Genomic DNA, 17,343 nt, shown 5'->3' with positions numbered 1-17,343 from the left:
AACACTCCTTTCGTGGATCAGGGATCCCGATGGTGGGGGATCAACCAATATGGAAAAAACTTATAAAAAGAATGTTTGAAAAAGGTTCTTGTTAAAAATGATATCCATGTTTGAATCCCGCGCAACGCAGGTAAAGCGTCCCTAACCTGCATTTTCCCTAGTCGTTTTGTTAACCATCAAAATATCAAACTTTAGACTGACTCACGACTAGGCTAGTCTGCTGTACTGCCAGGCCAACCGGGGTACTCGGGTGGAACCCCACCATACTCCGGACACAGTGATTGGTGTGGGCACCAGCCACACAGCTTGGAGGTCTTCGTTCGAAAATGGCCTGCTTTGCCGTCCATTTCAATCTTTGCCCACAGATCACCCAGATCGCGTTCGAAGAATTCCAGCTGCTCCCGTGATGGGTTGAGGAACATTGAATCGTTGACTTTGAGGTACATTAAACGAAGCTGAGCTGGGATTTCATTGAACATGCGCCAGTAGACCAGTGCATAGAACAGCATCTGGAACTGCGCTTGCTGGCTCCACTGCGGCTTTGGTTTCTTGCCAGTCTTGTAGTCGATAACTCGGACTTGGCCGGTGGGGGCGGTATCCACACGGTCGATAAAACCACGAACAGGAACGCCGTTGGGCAGCACAGTGTCCACGTACATTTCGCATTCGGTGGCGTCGAAACCTTGAGGATTTTCCATTTCAAAGTAGCCACGCAGCAGGGTGCGGGAATCCACGAGGAAATCATAAAGCTCATCTTCTGGAACAAGCTCTTTGAGCTCTGCGTCTTCTTCACACATCTGCGCCCAGGTGGGCTTGAGTTGCTTCACCATGGCTGGATATTCGCGTTCTTCACGCGGCAACTTGTGCATATATTCCAACACAGCGTGCACCAACGTGCCTTTGACCTGGGCGACGGTCTTAGGCTCTGGCAGGCGATCAATCGCGCGGAAGCGATACAACAGGGGACACTGCTGGTAATCCCCGGCGCGCGACGGTGACAGCGCCAATGGGCGTGGCTTTTTCTTAACGTTTTCAACTGGGCTGGTCATAATGATCACCTACTTTAACGGCTTCAGGTGACATTGTGGATTCGCATTGTGGATTCGGGGGCCCGCGCTGTTTCCAAGAATTTGGCTACCCTTGTTCTATGCATGTAACTGACGATTTCTTAAGTTTTATTGCCCTAAGCCCAAGTTCCTATCACGCGGCCGCGGCGGTGGAGCGCAGGTTGCTCCATGAGGGGTTCATTCGTCAGGAAGATACCGATGAATGGGATGCCCGCCCTGGTGGGCATGTGACGGTGCGTGGGGGAGCAGTAGTGGCGTGGTGGGTGCCTGAGGATGCTTCGCCAGATTCCGGGTTCCGCATCATTGGGTCACATACTGATTCACCGGGTTTCAAGTTAAAGCCCCGTGGGGATCTTTCCTCACACGGTTGGCAGCAGGCCGGCGTCGAGGTTTACGGCGGACCGATCCTGCCAAGCTGGCTGGATCGCGAGCTGGCCTTAGCAGGCCGCATTGTGCTTGCCGACGGGTCCGTCAAGCTTGTCAACACCGGCCCGATTCTGCGCATCCCGCACGTGGCTATTCATTTGGACCGTACTGTTAATTCCCAACTCACCCTTAATCCACAGCGTCACCTGCAGCCTGTGTTTGCTGTTGGTGAGCCCGACGTATCAATTCTGGATGTCATTGCTGGTGCTGCGGTAGTGGATCCTGCAGATATTGTCAGCCATGATCTGATCACGGTGGCTACCCAAGATGCTGAAGTATTTGGCGCACATGGGGATTTCTTGGCGTCTGGTCGCCTGGATAACCTGAGCAGCGTGCATCCATCCATGACTGCATTGATTGCGGCTTCGCAATCTGACGATACTGGTTCGGATATTTTGGTTCTTGCTGCATTCGATCATGAAGAAGTGGGAAGTAATTCCACCTCGGGTGCCGGGGGCCCCCTGTTGGAGGATGTGCTCAACCGTACTGCTCGTGCGTTGGGTGCAGATGAAGATGAGCGACGCCGGATGTTTAACCGTTCCACCATGGTCTCAGCTGACGCGGCACACTCCATTCACCCCAACTTCCCCGAGAAGCATGATCAAGCTAATTACCCCATCATTGGTAAAGGTCCTGTATTGAAGGTCAACGCCAACCAGCGCTACACCTCCGATGCAGTCACTTCAGGCATGTGGATCAGGGCATGTCAGATTGCCGGTGTGCCACACCAGGTGTTTGCCGGCAACAACGATGTGCCGTGTGGTTCCACCATCGGCCCGATCAGTGCGACTCGCCTGGGTATCGATTCTGTCGATGTCGGTATTCCATTGCTGTCCATGCACTCCGCACGCGAAATGGCCGGAGTGAAGGATCTGATGTGGTTTGAACAAGCCCTGGAAGCCTATCTGGTAAATTAACGCCGAGTTCAATCAAGACAAGCACACAGAAGAAAGTGAGGGCTCATGCCCTACTCAGGTCCGTTCCAAGCAGGCGACCGCGTTCAGCTCACCGACGCTAAACGCCGCCATTTCACCATCATTTTGGAACCAGGAACCACCTACCACACCCACCGTGGACAAATCGCACACGATGACATCATCGGCGCCGATGAGGGCACTGTTGTCCACTCCACCATGGGCTCTGATTACTTGTGCTTCCGTCACCTCATGGTTGATCACGTGCTGAGCATGCCTCGTGGCGCTGCAGTTATTTATCCAAAGGACTCTGCACAGATTCTGGTCGAGGGCGATATTTTCCCTGGCGCCCGAGTTCTGGAAGCTGGCGCTGGTTCCGGTGCACTGTCCATGGCGCTGCTTCGTGCAGTGGGTGAAAAGGGCAATGTCATCTCCTACGAAATCCGTGAGGATCACCTGGAGTACGCAGTCTCCAACGTGGAGGAGTACTTCGGTGAGCGTCCAGCAACCTGGGATCCACGTCTTGGTGACCTGAAAGAAGTCACCGTTGAGGATCTCGGCGGACCTGTTGACCGCATCATCTTGGATATGCTTGAGCCGTGGGAAATGCTGGAGACCTGCAAGGATCTTCTCATCCCTGGTGGTGTGTTTATGACGTATGTGGCGACCGTGCCACAGCTGATGAAGGTCATGGAAGGCATCCGCGAGCAAAAATGCTTCACGGAGCCACGCGCGTGGGAATCTTTGGTTCGTGATTGGAAGGTGGAGGGCTTGGCAACACGCCCTGAGCACCGCATGAATGCCCACACCGCGTTCTTGGTGTTGACCAGGCGTTTGGCTGATGGCGTGGAGCCTCCTCGTCCGCAGCGTAAGGCACGTCGATAAAAAGACCTAGTTGGAGGGCGTAAAGGGTTAGAGTGGTGACCATGAGTTCACCAACTGATTCTTCGCCCTCTAATTCTTTTAGCGACTTCAACCGGGAGGAACAGTCCCGGTTATCTGATGAGGTGCGCCAGCTCAAGCGCACCAACTCTGATCTTGGGGCACGTAATGCCAAGCTCGCGGAGATGCTGAAGTCGTCTCGGGATAAATTGTCTGTGCTGTTTTCTCAGTTGGAGGATATGGCTCAGCCGCCATCGGTGTATGGCACTTTCTTGGAAACCGCGAAAGACGGTTCTAATGCGGAGATCTTTGCTGGTGGACGTCGCATGCGTGTGGCTGTTTCTCCTATGCTGTGTGCCGCGGATTTGATGCCGGGTGTGCAGGTTCGTTTGGGTGAAGGCAATCAAGTTCTTGAGGCCTGTGATTTTGAACAAACCGGTGAATTAGCCACGTTGATGGAAATGATTGGCCGGGATCGTGCTTTGGTTTCAGATCGCTCGGGGGAGGAGCGCGTCGTCAAGCTTGCTGGTCCGTTGATGGATCGCACCGCAAAGCTGCCGCGCCCCGGTGACACCCTGCTTGTTGACCGCAAAGCGGGCTACGCTTTTGAGGCGATTGCCAAGACGGAAATTTCGAGGCTTGCGCTGGAAGAGGCGCCAGATGTGTCTTATCAGGATATTGGTGGCTTGGATGATCAGATTGAATTGATTCAAGATGCCGTTGAGCTGCCATTTTTGCACCCGGAGATGTACCGCGCCTACAACCTGCATCCACCAAAGGGCGTGCTGCTGTACGGCCCTCCCGGCTGTGGAAAGACGCTGATTGCTAAGGCTGTGGCTAATTCTTTGGCCAACCGCATCGGTGAGACTGGCACCTCGTACTTCATCAACGTCAAGGGCCCAGAGCTGCTGAACAAGTACGTCGGTGAGACAGAGCGACAGATCCGAGTGATTTTTGAGCGCGCCCGTGAGCTTGCCGGCGATGGCCGCCCCGTGATCATTTTCTTTGATGAAATGGAATCGATTTTCCGTACCCGTGGTTCAGGTGTGAGTTCTGATATGGAAACCACCGTGGTGCCACAGCTTTTGGCAGAGCTTGACGGTGTGGAGGATCTGTCCAATGTCATCGTGGTGGGCGCTACCAACCGTGAAGAGCTGATCGACCCGGCCATTTTGCGCCCGGGTCGCCTGGACATCAAGATTCGCATCAACCGCCCCAACAAGCAGGGCGCACATGACATTTTCACCCGCTACATCAATGATTCGATTCCGCTGGCCGAACCTGCCGAGGATCTCATTGATCGCGCCGTGGATCACCTGTACACCCCGCGCCCTTATGTGCGTTTGACGCTGATCGATGGTTCGGTGGAAACACTGAACTACCACGACTTTGTCTCTGGTGCGATGATCGCCAACATTGTTGACCGTGCTAAAAAATCAGCTATTAAGGCGCATATCGACGGCACCGGCGTTGGCCTAACCGCCGAGCAGCTCATCCAGGCGATTGATGATGAAAACCAGCAGAGCGAAGACCTGCCAAACACCTCCAACCCGGATGAATGGTCCAGGATCACTGGACGCCAGGGCAAGCAGGTTACTCACGCAGAGGTGGTTATCTAAATGGCGCGTTTTATGGGATCGGAAACCGAATACGGCATTTCCACACCGTCTGCACCGTTTTTAAGCCCGATCGTTACTTCCACGCACGCGGTGGTGGCGTATTCCACCGCGCGTGGATTTGGTGAGCACCGGGTGCGTTGGGACTATGCGCAAGAGTCCCCACTGCGCGATACTCGTGGCTTTGATCTGCGCCGATACCACCAGGCCCCTGTGGTGGATCCGCACGCCATTGGTGTGGCCAACGTGTTTGTGCCCAATGGTGCCAGGTTTTATGTCGATCACGCGCACCCGGAATACTCCTCCCCAGAGGTCACCAATGCGTGGGATGCCATGGTTTACGACGCCGCTGGTGACCACATCCTCATGCAGGCCGTCTCTGATGTTGCGAGTTTCACCAGCCAGAATAGGTCTGTGTTGGACGGCCATGATCCGTGTCCAGCTTTGAAAATCTACAAAAACAATGTCGACGGTAAGGGTGCTAGCTACGGGTCCCACGAGAATTACCTCTACTCACGTGAGACGGATTTTGATGTGCTGGCTCAGGCATTGATCCCATTTTTTGTGTGCCGCCAGGTCATCATCGGTGCCGGACGTGTGGGATTGGGCCCTCAGGGCGATAAGCCGGGATTCCAGGTCAGTCAGCGAGCTGACTACATTGAGCAAGAAATTTCACTGGAAACCACACTCAACCGCGGCATTATCAACACCCGCGATGAACCACACACCGACGCTGATCACTGGGGTCGCCTGCACGTGATCATCGGCGATGCCAACATGTCGCAGACTGCGAATTTCCTCAAATTCGGCATGACCTCCCTAGTGCTGGATGCCATTGAGGCTGGGGTGGATTTCTCTGAACTCAAGCTGAAGAACGCAGTGAGTGAAGTAGCAAAGGTCTCCCATGATCTTTCCCTTACCCACCAGCTGCGATTGGCGGATGGTTCAGAGCTCACCGCTATTGATATTCTGCGCCGCTATTTGGACAAGGTGCAGCCGTTTGCAGAAACCCCAGTGGAACAGCGTGTCACTGCGCTGTGGGGTGAAGTGCTGGGGCTCCTGGAGAATGATCTGCTCTCCACCAGCCATCTCCTTGATTGGACTGCAAAACTTGCCCTGATCAAGTCTTTTGAGGCGCGTGGGCTGTCCATTAACGATCCCAAGATGTACCTCATTGACCTGCAGTACAGCGATATTGATCCACAGAAGAGTCTGTATCACGCACTGGTATCCAAGGGGCGGATGAAAACACTGTGCAGTGCGCAGGACATTGCAGATGCAGCGGCCACTCCACCGCAGGACTCGCGGGCATACTTCCGCGGGCGTGTGATGGATAAATTTGGCGAATCAGTGCTCGCAGCCAACTGGGAATCGCTGATTGTTGCTACCTCCAGCGCTAAGGAATACCGCGTGCACACCAGCGGTTTAGATACCTTGACCCGAGAGGAAGCAGGGGAGTTGGTGGAGAAATCCGCCACAATCGATGAGTTAATTGAGGGTCTTGAAAAGGAAAACTTGACCCCGCTCACGGCCATCCAAGCTATTTAGGGTACCCTGAATAGGTGGTTAGGGGATGTCCCTAGAATCACCTCAGGGGTGAGCCAAACCCCTTCAACTAACCCATGTGACGGCGCTAACGTGTGATGGATTAACGTTAACAATAAGTTTGTTACATAGTGTGGATGGTTCTCAGCTTAGGTTTTAGGGCGCACGCCTAAAAAACTGGGCCTAAACAACCAGGCTTAAATGGCCAGGTCTAAATACGTGGGCTGAAGAACTAAGAAATACCGATTTACGGCAGGAGAGTGAGTGTAGTGAACGCAAAGCAAACCCAAATTATGGGTGGCGGCGGACGTGACGAGGACAACGCCGAGGATTCCGCACAGGCATCTGGACAGGTTCAGATCAACACCGAAGGTGTGGACAGCTTGCTGGATGAAATCGACGGACTGTTGGAAAACAACGCCGAGGAATTCGTTCGTTCCTATGTACAAAAGGGTGGCGAATAGTCACTGTGAGTACCGTGGAATCCGCATTGACCCGCAGGATCATGGGCATTGAAACGGAGTATGGCCTCACCTTTGTTGATGGTGATTCCAAAAAGCTTCGCCCAGATGAGATAGCTCGAAGGATGTTTCGTCCCATCGTGGAGAAATATTCCAGCTCTAATATCTTCATACCCAATGGTTCCCGGTTGTATCTTGATGTGGGTTCCCACCCGGAGTACGCCACCGCCGAGTGTGATAATTTGACCCAGCTGATCAATTTTGAAAAAGCTGGCGATGTTATTGCAGATCGCATGGCTGTAGATGCCGAAGAGTCGCTGGCGAAAGAAGACATTGCTGGGCAGGTGTACCTGTTTAAAAACAATGTCGATTCCGTGGGCAATTCTTATGGCTGCCACGAAAACTACCTTGTGGGTCGCTCCATGCCGTTGAAGGCGTTGGGTAAAAGGCTGATGCCGTTTCTGATTACCCGCCAGCTCATCTGCGGCGCCGGCAGGATCCATCACCCCAATCCTTTGGATAAAGGCGAATCCTTCCCCTTGGGCTACTGCATATCCCAGCGCTCTGACCACGTGTGGGAGGGCGTATCAAGTGCCACCACTAGATCACGCCCCATTATCAACACCCGTGATGAGCCACATGCGGATTCCCATTCTTACCGCAGGCTGCACGTGATTGTGGGTGATGCCAACATGGCAGAGCCCAGCATCGCGTTGAAGGTCGGCTCCACGTTGCTGGTTCTGGAAATGATTGAGGCAGATTTCGGTTTGCCCAGCTTAGAGCTTGCCAATGATATTGCCTCAATTAGGGAAATCTCCCGCGATGCAACAGGATCCACACTGTTGTCCCTGAAAGATGGCACCACCATGACTGCCTTGCAGATCCAGCAGGTGGTCTTTGAGCATGCCTCGAAGTGGTTGGAGCAGCGCCCCGAACCAGAATTTTCTGGCACCTCCAACACAGAGATGGCCCGCGTGCTGGATCTGTGGGGTCGCATGTTGAAAGCGATTGAGTCCGGTGATTTCAGCGAAGTGGATACAGAAATTGACTGGGTGATCAAAAAGAAGCTCATTGATCGTTTCATTCAGCGCGGCAACCTTGGGTTGGATGATCCAAAACTTGCCCAAGTGGACTTGACTTATCACGATATTAGGCCAGGTAGAGGCCTATTTAGCGTGCTGCAAAGCCGCGGCATGATCAAACGGTGGACTACTGATGAGGCGATTTTAGCTGCGGTGGATACCGCTCCTGATACAACACGTGCTCATTTGCGCGGGCGAATCCTTAAAGCGGCGGATACTCTGGGAGTACCTGTGACTGTCGATTGGATGCGTCACAAGGTCAACCGACCGGAGCCACAATCGGTGGAATTGGGGGATCCTTTTTCCGCAGTGAATTCCGAGGTTGATCAGTTGATTGAGTATATGACCGTTCATGCGGAGAGCTATCGCAGTTAGTCCGCTCGCACTTCGGAGGCCTTGATGTCGGATCGGAAGGAAGATCTCGAGCGTCAGATTAATCTGACTTTCGCGTTTTTAAGCGCCAATTCCTATTCCCGGAAGTTTTTGACCCAGGTGTGGATTCGAGACAATGTCGGCGATTATAAAGGCCTTACCGATACGGCGTTCCGTAAGAAGCTGCAGCGCGATCTTGCCTACCTGCGCAGAGTTGGCGTTCCGATTGAGCAGTTCACGGTCACCTCAGGCATAGCTGAAGGCCAGCAGGCGTACCGTCTGGCCCAGGATTCTTATAAGCTCCCCGAGGTCGAATTCACCCCAGATGAGGCCGCCGTGCTGGGCATGGCAGGGGAGATGGGCCATAATCAGGAACTCGGCGCCTTCGCGCGTTCGGGGTGGACCAAATTGGCGGCCGGCGGCGCGCAGCGTGATCTGTCCACGTCCACAGCCTTGACCAATGCGGGCGATTTAGGTTCCTTGTCTGCAAAAACCCTCGATGCGATCATCAAAGCCCGCCAATTGGGCAAGCAAATCAGCTTCGAATACCGGCGCGCCCCCAAAGACGCCCCCTCGCTTCGACACATGGATCCTTGGGGTCTGGTCCCTGAGCGCGACCGCATCTACCTGGTCGGATTCGACCTCGACCGCCAAGAAGCACGCACCTTCCGCATCACCCGCGTCCGCAACATCAACCTCGGCGCCGACGCCACCCACCCCATGCCCGCAGGCACCAACCTCCAAGACATGGTGCGCGCCCAACTACGCAGAAAGAGTGTGCTTATCGACGCCACCCTGCGCATCACACCCGGCCGCGCAGTGGAACTGCGCGCCGCAGGGGTAGAAACCTCCGATGGGGCATGGTTTTTAGAAGACGTTGACCGAGATTGGCTGGTGCGCACCGCAGCAGCCCATGCGCCAGAAGCTCTCGTTATAGAACCCAAGGACGTCATTGACGATGTCATAGCCTTGCTGCGCAAAGTCGAAAACGAGGTGGTGTAAACATGCCGAAATCATCCAACAAAATCAGCGACCTTGCCCGCCAGCTTAATCTGTTGCCGTATTTCACCAGGTATAAAGGCCGTACCGTCATGGAAGCAGCGCGCGATCTTGGCCAACCCTCCTCCCAAATCATGGAAGACCTCAACAGATTATGGATGTGTGGTCTGCCAGGACTTCTTCCAGGTGACTTGGTGGAGCTTGATCATTCCTTTAAGGAAGTAAAAATCCACAATGCTCAAGGCATGGATAAACCCTTGCGCCTCACACCAACTGAAGCCGGTGTTTTGCTGCTGACACTTGAATCCCTGGAATCCCTCCCCGGTATTGCGAAACAGGAAGCGGTCGTATCTGCTGCGAACAAGCTACGCGCCATCATGGGGGAGTATTCCTCGACTGTTTTCGACTCCACTGGAGAAGACCTCGATGCTGAAGTTCTAGAGATCATCCGCGACGCCATGGATTTACACCAGCAGGTCAGTTTTGAATACCACTCGCACAGATCAGACAACACCAGCCTGAGGCAAGTCAGCCCTGCTCATATCTTCACCCATGAAGGCGAAACCTACATCAAAGCCTGGGAAGAAGCTGTGAACCAATGGCGGACGTTTAGGCTTGATCGCATCCGAAGCATTGTGCTTCTTGACAGCAAAGCAGTGCACCCGGCGCGAGGGGTTTCAGTATCCACGGACGATCCTTTTGAGTTCGCAAAATCTTCCGATATTGCCACGTTATTGCTGCGTGAGGACGCAATGTGGTTAGGCAATTACATGGCCATGGAGGTGGATGAAACGGTGGAACCGATTCGCGATAGCGACGGATTCAGCTGGCACACAGTCCACTTTCCGCTGCTTTCTAGGGATTGGTTCGTCCGATTCGCGATTGGCCATGCTGAGCATTTGAAAGTAACTAGTCCCGAAGATCTTCGGAAATGCATAAAGCAAAAGGCTTTTAGTGGTTTGTCAGCGTATGATCATCACGTAGAGTAACACCCAAGAGTAAGACGCAACATCAATCAATGTGCAAGGGTTTCATTTCTGGAAATCGTGGTCACCCCACATTCACCAGTCATGAACAAGCTTGTTTAATGTGAATTTGGAGTAGACCACATGTCCCTCGGACCATGGGAAATTGGAATCATTGTCCTGCTGATCATCGTGCTGTTCGGCGCGAAGAAGCTGCCTGATGCAGCTCGTTCCATCGGCCGTTCCATGCGCATCTTCAAGTCTGAAGTCAAAGAAATGAACAAGGACGGCGATACCCCAGAACAACAGCAGCAGCCTCAGCAGCAGATTGCGCCCAACCAGATCGAGGCTCCTCAGCCAAACTTTGAGCAGCACTACCAGGGACAGCAGGTTCAGCAGCCTCAGAACCCTCAGACCCCTGACTACCGTCAGAACTACGAGGATCCAAACCGCACCTCTTAAAGTTGGGCAGTTTGCATCTAAAAAATAAAGTCATCGCACCGTAACAGCTACCTTTTGTTGCGGTGCGTCGTAGTCTGTACATAAACGCAGGTAGGACGTTCAAGGAATTGGCTGAATCAACAAGCGCCAAGGTGGTTAAGCGCCCTCGGCGAGTTATCTCAAAAAAGAAGAAGAAGTCTCCTACGGGAGAGATGTCCATTGTTGAGCACATCAAAGAGTTTCGACGCCGACTTCTTATCGCTCTGGCGGGCATCCTCGTGGGCACCATTATCGGCTTTATTTGGTACGATTTCTCATTTTGGCAGATCCCCACTTTGGGCGAGCTGCTGAGGGATCCGTACTGTTCTCTGCCTGCTGAATCCCGCTGGGCCATGAGCGACTCAGAGGAATGTCGACTGCTCGCAACCGGCCCGTTTGATCCATTCATGCTTCGCCTTAAAGTAGCGGCGTTGGTGGGTATGGTTCTTGGCTCACCCGTGTGGCTGAGCCAGCTGTGGGGCTTTATCACCCCAGGTTTGATGAAGAATGAGCGCCGTTACACCGCAATCTTCGTCACGATTGCTGTTGTGCTGTTTGTCGGCGGTGCTGTTCTTGCGTACTTCGTCGTTGCATATGGTTTGGAGTTCCTCCTTACCATTGGTGGAGACACCCAGGCAGCGGCCCTGACTGGTGATAAGTACTTCGGATTCTTGCTCGCGTTGTTGGCGATTTTCGGCGTGAGCTTCGAAGTTCCACTGGTGATCGGCATGCTCAACATTGTGGGTATCTTGCCTTACGATGCCATTAAAGATAAGCGACGCATGATCATCATGATTTTGTTCGTGTTCGCTGCTTTCATGACACCCGGCCAGGATCCTTTCACCATGTTGGTGTTGGCGCTTTCACTCACCGTTCTGGTAGAGCTTGCCCTGCAGTTCTGTCGTTTCAACGACAAACGCCGGGACAAGAAGCGCCCAGAATGGCTTGATGGCGATGACCTCTCTGCATCACCACTGGATACTTCTGCTGGTGGAGAAGATGCTCCAAGCCCAGTCGAAACCCCAGAGGCGGTGGAGCCTTCGCGGATGCTGAACCCAAGTGGGGAGGCGTCGATAAGCTATAAACCCGGGCGCGCCGACTTCGGTGACGTGCTCTAGGGCCTAGCCAGGTACCCTTAGAGGCATGAGTTTTTCTGCCGAAAAGGGCACCCACCTTTCAGAGTTCATAGCAGACCTGGGCTTTGATCTGGACGAGTTCCAAATCAAAGGCTGCCACGCTGTGGAAGAAGACCACGGTGTTTTAGTATGTGCGCCCACCGGCGCGGGCAAAACAATTGTTGGTGAATTCGCAGTGTCCCTCGCATTATCGCGGGGGACAAAGTGTTTCTACACCACCCCCATCAAAGCGCTGAGCAACCAGAAGTACCACGATTTGGTGGCTAAACACGGCTCCGATGCCGTTGGTCTGCTCACCGGTGATGTTTCCATTAACCATGATGCTGACATCGTGGTCATGACCACCGAAGTGCTGCGCAACATGATTTACGCGGGCTCTTTTGCGCTTGAGCGCTTAAGCCACGTGGTCATGGATGAGATCCACTTCCTTGCTGATGCCTCCCGTGGCGCGGTGTGGGAAGAAGTGATCCTCAACTTGGATGATTCCGTCAACATCATCGGTCTATCTGCCACGGTGTCCAACTCAGAGGAGTTTGGTGAGTGGCTGACCACTGTTCGCGGCGATACCCGTGTGATTGTTACTGATCACCGCCCCGTTCCGCTTGATCAGTACATGATGGTGCAGCGCAAAGTGATGCCACTGTTTGAGCCTGGCACCGATGGACGCGTGAACAAGGAGTTAGAGGCAACGATTGATCGCCTCAACAGCAAGCAAAGCGAACAAGGCCGTGCGGCATACCGCTCTGGTGAAGGCTTCCGTGCACGCAGCAAAGGCGATAAGCAGGATTCTCGCACTGGTAAGCCACGGGAACAAGACCGCCACAGGCCACTGGGTCGGCCTGAAGTGCTCAGCATCCTCAAGGGCATCAACATGCTGCCAGCGATTACGTTTATCTTCTCCCGCGCGGGCTGTGATGGTGCGCTGTACCAATGCTTGCGTTCTAAGTTGGTCTTGACGGATCAAGCAGAATCAGAAGAGATTGCACGCATTGTCGACGCCGGCGTGGTGGGGATCCCCGAGGAAGACCTTCAAGTACTGAACTTTAAGCAGTGGCGTGCTGCACTGATGCGCGGTTTCGCAGCCCACCACGCGGGTATGCTTCCAGCGTTTAGGCACATCGTGGAAGAGCTCTTTGTTAAAGGTCTTGTCCGCGCGGTGTTTGCCACGGAAACCCTGGCATTGGGAATCAACATGCCAGCGCGCACCGTGGTGTTGGAAAAGATGGTCAAATTTGACGGCGAAGGCCACGTTGATCTCACCCCTGGCCAATACACGCAGCTGACCGGTCGTGCTGGTCGACGTGGCATCGATGTGTTGGGTAATGCTGTGGTGCAGTGGTCACCAGCACTTGATCCACGATGGGTGGCAGGTCTTGCCTCTACGCGTACCTACCCGCTGATCTCTACGTTCCAGCCGGGCTACAACATGTCGGTTAACCTGCTGAAAACCATTGGTTATGAGCCTTCGCTGCGCCTTTTGGAAAAATCTTTTGCACAGTTCCAAGCCGATGGTTCCGTCGTGGGCGATGTGCGTGAAATTGAACGTGCAGAAGCCAAGGTGGCAGAATTGCGTGCCCAGCTGAACAAAGAGATTGCTGCCACCAACCCTGCGGTGCGTGAAGATCAAGACGCAGTGGAGGTGTTTATCGACTACATGGAGCTTCGCCGTGAGCTCAATGAGGAAGAAAAACTCAATCGCAAGCAAAGCATCGAAGATCGCAACGTAGAAACAGTCCGTGTGCTGTCCAAGCTGCAAATCGGTGATGTCATTGCCATGCCTGGTAGAAAACGACCAGTTCTCGCAGTAGTGATGACGCCTGCTAATCAGAGCAGAGATCCCCGCCCATGGGTGACCACCGAATCTGGTTGGTCAGGTCGTGTGGATGCGGAATCCTTTACTAATCCGCCGATCACCATTGGGCATATGCGTCTGCCTCGCCAAGCTATTGAAGAGCCTCGCCGCAATGCCCGGCGCGTCCAGGAACTGTTTAGGCGTGAGCACTTCAAGCGACCCAACAAGATGCGGGAGTTTGCTCGGGTTCGTCCCAATGAGGCAGTGACCAAACTGCGTAATGCTATTCGGGATCATGAGGCGCATCATTGGCCTGATCGGGAGCACTTGGCTCGCACCGCGGAGCGTATGATCCGTAAAGAACGTGATCTGGCTAAGTTGACCGGCAATGTGGATAAAGCCAGGGAAACCCTCGGTAGGACGTTTGAGCGCATTTTGTCGCTGCTCAGTGAAATGGACTATGTGGATTACTCTAATCCAGATAATCCAGTGATCACTGATGAAGGTGAGCGTTTGGCGAAAATCCACAGTGAGGCAGACCTGTTGGTTGCTCAGTGCCTCAAGCGTGGCATTTGGGACAACCTTGATCCCGCAGAGCTCGCCGGTGTGGTGAGTATGTGCACGTTTGAAAATCGTCGCGAAACCGGTGGTGAGGCTCAAGCTGTCACAGAGGCCATGGCTGATTCCATGAATAGCGTGGAACGTATTTGGGGTGAGCTGGTTGAAGATGAGCGCCGTCACCGTCTGCCAATTACTCGCCAGCCGGAAGCAGGTTTTGCCACCGCGATCCACCAGTGGGCTTCAGGTGCTCCGCTGGGATATTGCATGGCTGCGGCAGCGGAAAACGGCGCGGAGTTGACCCCTGGTGACTTCGTGCGCTGGTGCCGTCAAGTCATCGATCTTCTAGAGCAGGTTGCTAAGACTGCCTACTTTGATGAGACCACACGGAATGCTCGTCAGGCTATTGATGCGATTAGGCGTGGAGTTGTGGCGATCGGTTCCTAGCGAGCTAGCTATGTTCGAGCAGTTCAAGCGCTTGAGCTAGGGCAGGCATGTGCTGGATAAGGGATGCGGCAGTGGCGACCCCGGTGTTAAATCCACCGGGGTCAGAGATCATTGATTGGATTCCGGCTACTCGTCCATTAACCAGCACAGGTCCGCCGGAGTCTCCCTTTACTGCCTTTTCTGGGGAGTTAAAGATCAAGGCACCGTGATGGACTCGGGTGATGCGGTTTCTTGATACGCCATGGGGGATGGCAGAGATAACGCGCCCGTGGATTTCTTTAGCAACGGTGGCTGATGGCAGACCGCCGAATCCGAACGTGGTGGTTTTCATGCCCACGCGAAGTGGCTTATCTGCGAAAAGTGGAAGTGGCATGGTGGGGGCTTTGCCGTCTAATTTGATCAAACCCAGATCTGTGCCAAATACAGACAGGCTGGTGGTTGCTGTGGCGGTGAAATTTTCGCCCCGGACATAAATTACTTTCGAGCAGCTGCGCAAAAAGTGATCGGCGGTGAGAATAAACGTGGCGCGCTCTGAGATGGATGCTACAGAAGGCACAAAGGTGTCTGTGACATGCTTTTTCGTGATCAACAATCCGCTGGCATAGCGTCCAGCAGATTTGATTCTGACAGTGTGGTTTGATCGCACACCTGCCTAGGCTACTAGGGTTGGAGACTATGAGTGATCCTTCAACAAACAATTTCCCCACATCGGTATATGCACAGCGTCTTGCGGATGCACAAGAAGGCGCACGCAAGGCTGGCTTGAACGGTTTGATCATCGGTACAGGCGCAGAACTTGCGTATCTAACCGGCAGCTGGATCTCCACCCATGAGCGTCTAACCGCTTTGGTGATCCCCAGCGAAGGAACCGCAACCATTGTTCTTCCCGCTGTAGACCGCGGAGACTTAGCACTGTCTGCTATTCCAGGACTAGACATCAATGTGGCCGGATGGGTTGATGGCGATAATGCCCATGAGTTGGCCGTAGATGCTCTCGGTGTTTCAGAGTTCGAAGCATTGGGTATTGGTTCCTCCATCACGGCAGATCACCTGATTCCTATCCAGAACCTGGTGGGCTCCACCTGCCGCATGGAGTTGGCAGTTCAAGTGCTGAAAGAATTGTTTGTCTCTAAAGACGAAGCAGAGATCGAGCAGCTTCGCGGCGCAGGTGCAGCCATTGACCGTGTCCACGCCAAAGTCCCGGAGCTTCTTCAAGACGGACGCACCGAAGCAGAGGTTGCAGCACAGCTCAACGATCTCATCTTGGAAGAGCACTCTGAGGTGGACTTCGTGATTGTGGGATCCGCTGAAAACGGCGCGAACCCTCACCACGGTTTCTCTGACCGAGTCCTCCGCAATGGCGACATCGTGGTGGTTGATATAGGAGGCACCTTCGGCCCTGGTTACCACTCTGACTGCACACGCACCTACATTGTGGGCGGAAACCCTGACGATGCGGATCCAGAGTTCGCTAAGTTCTACCAAGTGCTCTACGAAGCACAGCTCGCAGCCGTTGCGCATGTTCGCCCTGGCGTTACTGCAGAATCAGTGGACGCTGTTGCTCGCGATCACATTGCTGCGGCTGGATACGGCGAATACTTCATTCACCGCACAGGACACGGCATTGGTCTATCCACCCATGAGGAGCCATTCATCATGGCGGGTAACTCACTCGTGTTGGAAGCCGGAATGGCCTTTTCCATTGAGCCTGGCATCTACATTGAAGGAATCCACGGAGCGCGCATCGAAGACATCGTTGTGGTGAATGAAGACGGTTGTGAAACCCTCAACAACCAGCCCAAGGAACTGCGTTGAGCATTCTTCTCCTAGGCGGAACCTCTGACATTGCCGGTGAGATTGCCACGTTGACGTGTCACGGCGAAGACGTTGTTTTGGCTGCTCGTCGACCAGAGGCTGCACAGGGCTTAGCGGAAGATCTTCGACAGCGCGGTGCCACATCTGTTCATGTTTTGAGCTTTGACGCCCAAGTACTAGACACGCACCGAGAACTTGTGAAGAAAACACAAGAGCTAGCTGGCGAGATTTCCCTTGCCGTGGTTGCTTTTGGCATCTTGGGAGACCAAGAACGCGCAGAAACCGATGAGACCCATGCGGTAGAGATCGCCACCGTGGATTACACCGCTCAGGTCTCCATGCTCACTGTGCTTGCTGATGAGCTCCGCGCACAAACTACTCCAGCAGCGATCGTGGCGTTTTCCTCGATTGCTGGGTGGCGGGCGCGCCGGGCTAACTATGTCTATGGATCCACCAAGGCTGGTCTCGATGCATTTTGCCAAGGGCTTGCAGATAGCCTGCATGGGACACACGTGCGATTGATTATTGCGCGTCCTGGCTTTGTTATTGGTTCTATGACCACGGGGATGAAGCCTGCTCCGATGTCGGTGTATCCACGAGATGTTGCCGCAGCTGTTGTTAGTGCTTATACCTCTAAGAAGAGGAGCACGACCTTGTGGATTCCGGGACGTCTGCGGGTTCTCGCCTGGATTATGCGGATGGTTCCTCGTCCGGTGTGGCGGAAGATGCCACGCTAGATACCCGTTCAGCCCTCACAAGCCCATGCTCTCTGAGATCGGTTGCTAC

Annotated in this window: 15 protein-coding genes; 13 read left to right on the top strand and 2 right to left on the bottom strand. The window is 53.9% G+C overall.

Features of this window, described 5'->3' with window-relative positions; all coding sequences use genetic code 11:
- Nucleotides 1-212 precede the first annotated feature (212 nt).
- On the bottom strand, nt 213-1,049 hold the full coding sequence (locus CGL_RS07510; protein ID WP_003856159.1) for a RecB family exonuclease: 837 nt from the start codon (nt 1,047-1,049) through the stop codon (nt 213-215).
- A 98-nt stretch (nt 1,050-1,147) separates the two neighbouring features.
- Here CGL_RS07510 and CGL_RS07505 point away from each other — a divergent pair, with 98 nt between their 5' ends.
- From CGL_RS07505 to CGL_RS07455, 11 genes are all read left to right on the top strand, one after another.
- Complete coding sequence (locus CGL_RS07505; RefSeq protein WP_003860006.1) at nt 1,148-2,410, top strand: M18 family aminopeptidase; 1,263 nt, start codon at nt 1,148-1,150, stop codon at nt 2,408-2,410.
- Between the two features lie 45 nt (nt 2,411-2,455).
- Nucleotides 2,456-3,292 (top strand): tRNA (adenine-N1)-methyltransferase, encoded by an 837-nt coding sequence (locus CGL_RS07500; protein ID WP_003860005.1) that lies wholly within the window; start codon nt 2,456-2,458, stop codon nt 3,290-3,292.
- A 32-nt stretch (nt 3,293-3,324) separates the two neighbouring features.
- Entirely contained in the window at nt 3,325-4,908 is a 1,584-nt protein-coding gene (arc, locus tag CGL_RS07495; RefSeq protein ID WP_011265753.1) for a proteasome ATPase, read from the top strand.
- Complete coding sequence (gene dop, locus CGL_RS07490; RefSeq protein ID WP_011014405.1) at nt 4,909-6,453, top strand: depupylase/deamidase Dop; 1,545 nt, start codon at nt 4,909-4,911, stop codon at nt 6,451-6,453.
- A gap of 266 nt (nt 6,454-6,719) precedes the next feature.
- A complete protein-coding gene (locus tag CGL_RS07485) occupies nt 6,720-6,914 on the top strand; it encodes a ubiquitin-like protein Pup (protein WP_003856167.1) in 195 nt (64 codons plus the stop codon).
- Nucleotides 6,915-6,955: 41 nt separating this feature from the next.
- Complete coding sequence (gene pafA / locus CGL_RS07480; protein WP_227747724.1) at nt 6,956-8,368, top strand: Pup--protein ligase; 1,413 nt, start codon at nt 6,956-6,958, stop codon at nt 8,366-8,368.
- A 24-nt stretch (nt 8,369-8,392) separates the two neighbouring features.
- Nucleotides 8,393-9,367: a helix-turn-helix transcriptional regulator gene (locus CGL_RS07475; RefSeq protein ID WP_011014403.1), complete on the top strand. Its 975-nt coding sequence runs from the start codon at nt 8,393-8,395 to the stop codon at nt 9,365-9,367.
- Between the two features lie 2 nt (nt 9,368-9,369).
- Nucleotides 9,370-10,353, top strand: coding sequence for a helix-turn-helix transcriptional regulator (locus CGL_RS07470; RefSeq protein ID WP_011014402.1), 984 nt, complete (start codon nt 9,370-9,372; stop codon nt 10,351-10,353).
- 120 nt (nt 10,354-10,473) lie between these two features.
- A complete protein-coding gene (tatA, locus tag CGL_RS07465; protein WP_011014401.1) occupies nt 10,474-10,791 on the top strand; it encodes a Sec-independent protein translocase subunit TatA in 318 nt (105 codons plus the stop codon).
- Nucleotides 10,792-10,982: 191 nt separating this feature from the next.
- On the top strand, nt 10,983-11,927 hold the full coding sequence (gene tatC / locus CGL_RS07460) for a twin-arginine translocase subunit TatC (RefSeq protein ID WP_011014400.1): 945 nt from the start codon (nt 10,983-10,985) through the stop codon (nt 11,925-11,927).
- Nucleotides 11,928-11,952: 25 nt separating this feature from the next.
- Entirely contained in the window at nt 11,953-14,742 is a 2,790-nt protein-coding gene (locus CGL_RS07455; RefSeq protein ID WP_011014399.1) for a DEAD/DEAH box helicase, read from the top strand.
- A gap of 4 nt (nt 14,743-14,746) precedes the next feature.
- On the opposite strand, the gene CGL_RS07450 is transcribed toward CGL_RS07455, so the two are convergent.
- Complete coding sequence (locus CGL_RS07450; protein WP_003859992.1) at nt 14,747-15,388, bottom strand: trypsin-like serine protease; 642 nt, start codon at nt 15,386-15,388, stop codon at nt 14,747-14,749.
- A gap of 29 nt (nt 15,389-15,417) precedes the next feature.
- Here CGL_RS07450 and CGL_RS07445 point away from each other — a divergent pair, with 29 nt between their 5' ends.
- Nucleotides 15,418-16,557, top strand: a complete 1,140-nt coding sequence (locus tag CGL_RS07445; protein WP_011014398.1) for a M24 family metallopeptidase — start codon at nt 15,418-15,420, stop codon at nt 16,555-16,557.
- Nucleotides 16,554-17,294, top strand: coding sequence for an SDR family oxidoreductase (locus tag CGL_RS07440; RefSeq protein WP_011014397.1), 741 nt, complete (start codon nt 16,554-16,556; stop codon nt 17,292-17,294). The genes CGL_RS07445 and CGL_RS07440 overlap by 4 nt, the downstream gene beginning before the upstream one ends.
- The last annotated feature ends 49 nt before the right edge of the window (nt 17,295-17,343 follow it).

This window comes from Corynebacterium glutamicum ATCC 13032, assembly GCF_000011325.1.
Lineage (GTDB): Bacteria > Actinomycetota > Actinomycetes > Mycobacteriales > Mycobacteriaceae > Corynebacterium > Corynebacterium glutamicum.
This window is presented reverse-complemented; position numbering and strand designations above follow the sequence as displayed.